Genomic DNA, 7,872 nt, shown 5'->3' on the forward strand with positions numbered 1-7,872 from the left:
GCGTCGGTTTATCGACGCAAGCTGTCAATGGTTAGCCCTGCAAGATGCGCGTGGCGGATTCGTCATTCTGCTCAGCGGTTTTCATCATCTTGACGTGCAATTCAAACTGGCGGGACAAGGCCAGAACGGAAGTCATTTCTTCCACGGCATTGACGTTGCTCGCCTGCAAAAAGCCCGACTCGACCTGAACGTTGGCGTCGGCTGGAGCCGCTGCACCGCTCTTCAGGTGGATCAGGCCATCTGCGCCTTTTTCCATGGTGCCCACATCTGGCCTGACCAGTTTGATACGGTCGACCTGAGCCATCACTTGAGCGCTCTCACCCAGCGAGCGAACGCTGATGGTGCCGTCGGCGCCGATTTCAATCTGTTGCTGCGGCGGCACGGCGATAGGACCGCCGTTGCCCATGACCGGCAAACCATTGCCAGCTCGAAGCACACCGACGGCATCGATATTCATGCCTGCGCTGCGTGTATAAGCCTCGCCACCATCGGGCGTCTGAACGGCAATCCAGCCATCACCCTTGACCGCAATATCGAGGTCACGACCGGTCTGGATCATTGCGCCGCCACTGAAGTCAGTACCGGGACGTTCGCTCATCGCATAGGCACGGGAAGGCTGAACCTCGCCAAACACCGGCATCGAACGCGCCTGTTCGAGGTCACGCATGAAGCCGTTGGTCGAGACGTTAGCCAGGTTGTTGGCATGAGCCTTTTGCGCAACGGCGTTTTCAGATGCACCGCTCATCGCGACGTAAAGCAACTTGTCCACAGTCATCCTCCTCTGACAGACGTTTGCCGTCTGTAGCTGTTCTAACAGGGAGATAGCAATATCCGGACCAACTTGTCGGAGATGATACAAAGCACTGATTGTTCAGCAAAAACAGGCGTGCTCGTCGTGGAGACTGAAGCACGGGATGAAAATGCGGCGGCGGATTGCCACATTTCCTGCGAAGGGTCGGATGGGCCGCCAAAAAAACTACGCTGTGTGTTTTGATGTAGTGATTTTTGTGTACATATCCGTTGTTGGGGTGACGGCTGATATTGGTTGCGCTTTTACAGCGCCTCACTTTTGAACAGCGCAAAAGTAAGCAAAACGCTCTTGCCCCACCATTTGGCACCTCGCTGGTGCTCGGTGTACCCGCCCGCAGATCCTGAACCGTGGGCCGCCGCAATGGGCCATCCATGGCCCGGTGCGGCTAACCCGGCGTCCTGCCGGGTTGCCCACGGTTCAGAATCTGCGTTCGGCCAGCGTGATTTAACGGGGCGCCTGAGATCAAAGTCAAAAGCGCAGCGGCCTGACAGCCGACCTGATGTTGGACTTTACCGCTGTTTTGTAGGAGCTGCCGAAGGCTGCGATGCGGTGTGTCAGACGATGCCTGTTTTGGCTGTGCTGGCGTCTCGCGAACAAGTTCGCTCCTACCGGTCCGAGGTGAAAACGCTGTTTTTGATCTGCTTTTGATTTTGATCTTAGGCGCCCCGTTAAACCACGCCGGCCGGAATTCGATATTGCTGCGTGGGGCAAACCGGCAGGGATGCCGGTTTAGCCGCCTCAGGCCATGGATGGCCGGTGGCGGCGGCCCCACGCAGCAATGTCGGATTACGGGTATGCCGAGCGACAGCGAGGCACCCAGTGGTGGGCATGAGCGTTTTGCTTACTTTTGCGCTGTTCAAAAGTGAGGCGCTGTAAAAGCGCAACCTATATTAGCCGTTACCCACACAATGGATATGTACACAAGATCACTAAAACAAAAAAACCCCGCAGTCCAAAAGGAGCGGGGCTTCTGGGTTTAAGCATTCAATCCATCAAGCCTGTGGCTGCCAGCCTCCGCCCAGTGCTTTATAGATAGCGACAATGCCGTGATACAGCTCAATCTCTGCCTGAGCCTGCGAGTCCTCGGCCGCCAGACGCTCGCGTTCAGCGTCCAGCAACACCAGGAAGTCCGCAGTGCCTTCGCGATACTGAATCGAGGCGAGATTGGCCGCAGCGCGACTCGCTTCACTCTGACGAATCAGCGAAACCAGCCGCTGCTGACGTTTGTCGTAATCGCTGAATGCGTTTTCCGACTCTTCCAGCGCCAACAGTACCTGCTGCTCATAATTGGCCAGTGCGCCTTCGGCATCGGCATCAGCCTCGCGAATACGTGCTCGCACGCTGCCCAGGTCAAAAGCTGCCCAGGAAATGCTCGGCCCCAGCGACCAGGCTCTGGCGGCTGACGAGCCGATTTGCGATCCCCGGCCAGCAGTGAAGCCCAGAAAACCACTCAGGCTGACGCGCGGGAACAAATCAGCTGTTGCCACCCCAATACGCGCAGTGGAGGAGGCCAGCTGACGTTCAGCCGCACGAATGTCCGGCCGTTGACGCAGCACCTGAGTGGGATCACCAATAGGCAGAGCCTTGGCAATCGCCGGCAGTTTTGCCGGGCTCAGGTCGACACTCAGGCTTTCCGGACGCTCGCCCAGCAACGTTGCGATGCGGTTACGCTGACGAACCTGTTCGGCCTGCAATTGCGGAACCGACGCTTCGACGGCGGCAAGACGCGCATCGGCACGCATCACATCCAGCTCATTACCCACCCCGGCGTCGCGCAGTTGCGCCGTAACGCCTCGGGATTCCTGCTGGTTTTTCAGGTTTTCCCGAGCAATCTGTTCACGCAACTGCGCACCGCGCAACTGGCCATAGGCGTCGACCACTTCAGCCGTCAGAGTGACCTGAAGCTGATACAGATTGGCTTCGGCGGCGTCCTGATCGGCTTCGCTGGCTTCCAGTTCGCGCTGAATGCGACCGAACAAATCGAGCTCCCAGGCCATGTCCAGGCCCAGGTCGTAACGTTCACTGCTGACCCGGCGTTCAGTGATGCCCGGCTGCTGGCCTTTGCCCAAGTCACTGCTGACCCGGCTGGTAACCACGGGCATGGCGTCATTGCTAACGTCGTCGCGAATTGCCCGTGCCGCTTTGAGGCGGGCGAAGGCGACGCGCAGTTCGCGGTTGTCATTCAAAGATTTGGCGACCAACTGGTTAAGCGTCGGATCGTCAAACTGCTGCCACCAGATGGTTTCCTGATGACTGCGGTCAAACTTGCCCTGGGTCGCCGAAGCGACCTTGGCAGCGGCGGTGTCAGGAGCCTTGTAGTCAGGGCCGGCAGCACAGGCTGCCAGCGCCAGAACCAGCAGGCTGGGCATGAACAGCTTTAACGAATTCATCAATGCGCCTCCGGGTTCAGGTTTTGCAGGCGTTGTACCTTGGCCGCCTTGCGGGCCTCTTTGCGCTCTACATAGTTACGAATCAGCACGTAGAACACGGGCGTCAGCAGCAGGCCGAAGAAGGTCACCCCGAGCATCCCCGAGAACACCGCAACACCCATGGCGTGACGCATTTCTGCACCGGCACCGCTGGAGAACACCAGGGGCACAACACCCATGATGAACGCGAAGGAGGTCATCAGAATCGGACGCAGACGCAGGCGGCACGCTTCCAGTACGGCTTCCAGCGGCGACATGCCTTCGCTCTGTTTGTCCTTGGCGAATTCGACGATAAGGATCGCGTTCTTACAGGCCAGTCCCACCAGCACAATCAGTCCGATCTGGGTGAAGATGTTGTTATCGCTACCCGACAGAATCACCCCGGTAATGGCCGACAGCAGTGTCATCGGTACGATCAGGATCACCGCCAGTGGCAGGCTCCAGCTTTCGTACTGAGCAGCCAGCACCAGGAAGGCCAGCAGTACGCACAGCGGGAAGACCAGCAGCGCGGTGTTGCCCGACAGGATTTGCTGATACGTAATCTCGGTCCACTCGTAGGTCATGCCATTAGGCAGTTCGTCTTTGAGCAGTTTTTCCACGGCGGCCTGAGCCTGACCCGAGCTGTAACCCGGAGCGGCAGCGCCGTTGATCTCGGCAGTGATGAATCCGTTGTAGTGCATGACCCGATCCGGCCCCGCGGTGTCGCTGACCTTGATGAAGGTCGCCAACGGGATCATCTCGCCCAGATTGTTGCGCACCTTGAGCTGACCAATCTGGTCTGCGTCCTGACGGAATTGTTGTTCAGCCTGAACGTTGACCTGATAAGTACGGCCAAAACGGTTGAAGTCGTTAGCGTACAGCGAGCCCAGATACACCTGCAGGGTGTCGAAGATATCGCTGATCGCCACGCCGTGAGTCTTGGCTTTTTCACGGTCGATGGCAGCATCGACTTGCGGCACATTCACCGTGTAGCTGGTGAACAGCCCGGCCAGTTCCGGCACGCTGTGGCTCTTGGCAATAATATTCATCGTCTCTTTATAGAGCTCGTCGTAACCCAGGTTGCCACGGTCTTCGATCTGCAGGCGGAAGCCGCCGATCGTGCCCAGACCTTGTACCGGTGGCGGCGGGAAGATCGCCATGTAGGCGTCCTGGATCTCGCTGTATTTGCCGTTCAATGCTCCAGCAATTGCACCCGCTGACAGGCTTGCGTCTTTACGCTCCTCGAAGGGTTTCAGGGTCACAAACACGATGCCGGCGTTTGGGCTATTGGTGAAGCCGTTAATGGACAGGCCCGGGAAGGCGATAGCGGCTTCTACACCTTCTTGCTTGAGCGCGATGTCAGACATGCGTTTGATGACGTCTTCGGTACGATCCAGGCTCGCCGCATCCGGGAGTTGAGCAAAGGCCACCAGGTATTGTTTGTCTTGCGGTGGTACGAAACCGGTCGGCGTGCTGGCGAACCCGAAATAGGTCAACACCATCAAACCGGCATAAAGAATCAACGCAATACCGCTGCCGCGAATCACCCGACCGACGACACCCACGTAGCTATTACTGGCTCGTTCGAACACTCGGTTGAAAGGACGGAACAACCAGCCGCCGAACATTTTGTCGAGGAATCTTGAGAAGCGGTCTTTCGGTGCGTCGTGCGGTTGAAGCAGCACCGCAGACAATGCGGGTGACAGCGTTAGTGAATTAAACGCGGAAATAACAGTGGATATGGCAATGGTCAGGGCGAACTGCTTATAGAACTGCCCGGTCAGCCCTGAAATGAACGCTGCGGGAATGAACACCGCACACAGCACTAATGCCGTGGCGATGATAGGGCCAGTAACCTCACGCATGGCTCGTTTGGTGGCTTCGACCGGGTTAAGCCCCAGCTCGATGTTTCGCTCGACGTTTTCCACGACCACGATGGCGTCGTCCACCACGATACCAATGGCCAGTACCAAGCCGAACAGTGACAACGCGTTGAGCGAGAATCCGAACATGTGCATCACAGCGAAGGTGCCGATCAGCGATACCGGAACAGCCACGAGCGGAATGATCGACGCACGCCAGGTTTGCAGGAACAGGATAACGACCAGGACTACCAAAATCAGTGCTTCGAACAGGGTGTGCACCACTGCCTCGATCGAGCCTCGGACGAATACTGTCGGGTCATACGCAATAGCGTAATCCATGCCCTCAGGAAAGCCCTTCTTGAGTTCGGCCATTTTCGCCCGAACATCATTGGAGATATTGATCGCATTGGAGCCTGGACGCTGGAAGATCGGGATCGCGACCGCAGGCTGGTTGTCGAGCAGAGAGCGCAAGGCGTACTGGTTGGAACCCAATTCAATGCGTGCTACGTCGCGCAGCCGGGTGATTTCCCCGTCAGCACCGGCGCGAATCACGATGTTCTCAAATTCTTCTTCGGTGACCAGACGACCTTGGGTATTGACTGACATCTGGAAGCTGGTGGCGCCGGGCGAGGGCGGTGCGCCCAGTTGGCCGGCTGCTACCTGACGGTTTTGTTCACGAATCGCATTGACCACGTCGGTGGCAGTCAGATTGCGCGAAGCAGTCTTGTTGGGATCAAGCCAGACCCGCAACGAGTAATCGCCCATGCCAAACAGTTGGACATCGCCGATACCGTCAAGGCGAGCCAGTTCATCCTTGATGTTAAGAATCGCGTAGTTCGACAGGTACAGCATGTCGTAGCGTTTATCCGGCGAGGTCAAGTGAACCACCATCGTCAGATCGGGCGACGCCTTGTCCACGGTAATACCAATACGCGTCACTTCTTCAGGCAGTTTCGGTTCGGTCCGGGTGACCCGGTTCTGAACCTGGACCTGCGCGTTGTCCAGGTCAGTACCCAGTGCGAAAGTGATGGTCAGGGTGATCTTGCCGTCAGCGGTGGATTGCGAGGACATGTACAGCATGTTCTCGACGCCAGTGATGGCCTGTTCCAGCGGAGCGGCGACGGTTTCGCCGATGACCTTGGGGTTGGCGCCGGGGAAGTTTGCGCGAACGACGACGGTGGGTGGCACAACTTCAGGGTATTCACTGATAGGCAACTGGAACAGTGAGATGGAGCCTGCGATCAGGATCAGCAGCGAGAGCACCGCTGCGAAGATCGGACGCGAAATAAAGAATTGAGAGAAGTTCATCAGTGGTTTCCCTTAACCGCGTGGCGCGGAGATGCCGGCAACTTTTTCAGGTGCTTTAGGCTTCACTTGCGGCAGGTTGCTGGCTTCCAGAGCCTGGCGTTGTTTGAGCAGCGCAGCGAGCGTCTCGGCGCTGGCCATCGGGGTCTCTTCCGGTGTGACCGGCTGACCGGGACGGACGCGTTGCAGGCCCTTGACCACGATGGTGTCGTCTTTGCTCAGGCCGCTACGGACGATCCGCAGGCCTTCGACTTTCGGACCCAGCTCGACTGTGCGGTACGTGGGCTTGTTGTCCTGACCCATGACCAGTACGAATTTCTTGCCGAGGTCAGTGCCCACCGCTTCGTCATTGATCAGCACAGCAGAGTAAACGCCGCTGCCCACCAGTTTGACCCTGGCATACAGGCCTGGGGTGAAGCTGCCGTCGCTGTTGTCGAACACCGCGCGGCCACGAATGGTGCCGGTACGCGGGTTGACCTGGTTATCGACGAAGTTCATCTGGCCCTGATGCGGGTTACCGGCTTCGTTGGAAAGGCCCAGATATACCGGGGTGGTCTGGCCACGCTGGCCCTTGCGCGCCAATTCCGTGTACTTGAGGAAGACACGCTCGTCAGCGTCGAAATAGGCGTACACCTTGTCGGTGGAAACCACGCTGGTCAGCGGGGTGACATCAGCGGTGACGATGTTACCGGCAGTGATTTCGGCGCGGCTGACGCGGCCACTGATTGGCGATGTCACGCGAGTAAAGCTCAGGTTCAGCTTTGCCAGGTCCAGTTGCGCCTGAATGGCGGCTACACCGGCGCGGGCTTCCTGTGCGGTGGTGGTGCGCGAGTCAGCCAGTTCGGCGGAAATGGCATTGTTGGTACGCAGGCGTTCACCGCGCTGGGCTTCGTTATCGCTGCGGTTTGCGGTGGCGCGAGCCTGTTGCAGCTGGGCTTCGAGGCGGCGAACTTCAGACTGGAAAGGCCGGGGGTCGATCTGGAACAGCACATCTCCTTTCTTGACCAGTGCGCCGTCGGTGAAGGCAACAGCATCGATCTGGCCGGAAACCCGAGGGCGGATTTCTACGGTTTCCGGCGCTTCGAGGCGTCCGGTGAATTCATCCCATTCGTTGACGGGTTGCTCCAGCACTTTCGCTACGCTGACTTTAGCGGCAGCAGGCGCGACCGTCGCTTCAGGTGCTCCGCCGCAAGCGCTTATCACCACCAGCGCCAACGCGGCGAGTGGGAAGCGCAATTGATTGAATTTCTGAGCCATGGGAGTGTCCGCCGGAATATTAAGATGGGCGGATTCTGTTCTTGAGGGTGGTATTGCACGAATCGAATGAAACAAAAGTTAATATCATTCGGAATGATATTGAGTATCGCTCGGCGGGTAATAATCGGGTGGTTTACAGCATCGCGCCGGATATTGAGAGTTTGCGCGCGGGTTTTAATCGGAATGCGATCTCTTGTGGGAGGGGTGCTTGCCCCCGATAGTGCTT

General features: G+C 57.9%; 4 protein-coding genes. All 4 read right to left on the reverse strand.

The window, feature by feature from the left end; all coding sequences use genetic code 11:
* Positions 1–31 precede the first annotated feature (31 nt).
* Positions 32–769, reverse strand: a complete 738-nt coding sequence (locus H8S59_RS15415; protein WP_095095135.1) for a flagellar basal body rod protein FlgF — start codon at positions 767–769, stop codon at positions 32–34.
* Positions 770–1,803: 1,034 nt separating this feature from the next.
* Entirely contained in the window at positions 1,804–3,201 is a 1,398-nt protein-coding gene (locus tag H8S59_RS15420; RefSeq protein ID WP_187521973.1) for an efflux transporter outer membrane subunit, read from the reverse strand.
* Positions 3,201–6,392: an efflux RND transporter permease subunit gene (locus H8S59_RS15425; protein WP_187521974.1), complete on the reverse strand. Its 3,192-nt coding sequence runs from the start codon at positions 6,390–6,392 to the stop codon at positions 3,201–3,203. Before H8S59_RS15425 ends, H8S59_RS15420 begins: the two co-directional genes overlap by 1 nt.
* A gap of 12 nt (positions 6,393–6,404) precedes the next feature.
* Positions 6,405–7,646 carry a multidrug efflux RND transporter periplasmic adaptor subunit MexE gene (mexE, locus tag H8S59_RS15430; RefSeq protein ID WP_187521975.1) on the reverse strand — a complete coding sequence of 414 codons (1,242 nt, stop codon included), beginning with the start codon at positions 7,644–7,646 and terminating at the stop codon, positions 6,405–6,407.
* Positions 7,647–7,872 lie beyond the last annotated feature (226 nt).

It is taken from the genome of Pseudomonas folii (assembly GCF_014357575.1).
Classification (GTDB): domain Bacteria; phylum Pseudomonadota; class Gammaproteobacteria; order Pseudomonadales; family Pseudomonadaceae; genus Aquipseudomonas; species Aquipseudomonas folii.

Bases quoted from the DNA above. Each gene is read 5' to 3' on its own strand.
- H8S59_RS15420 (WP_187521973.1), bottom strand. From the start codon at position 3,201: ATGAATTCGTTAAAGCTGTTCATGCCCAGCCTGCTGGTTCTGGCGCTG.
- H8S59_RS15425 (WP_187521974.1), bottom strand. From the start codon at position 6,392: ATGAACTTCTCTCAATTCTTTATTTCGCGTCCGATCTTCGCAGCGGTG.
- mexE (WP_187521975.1), bottom strand. From the start codon at position 7,646: ATGGCTCAGAAATTCAATCAATTGCGCTTCCCACTCGCCGCGTTGGCG.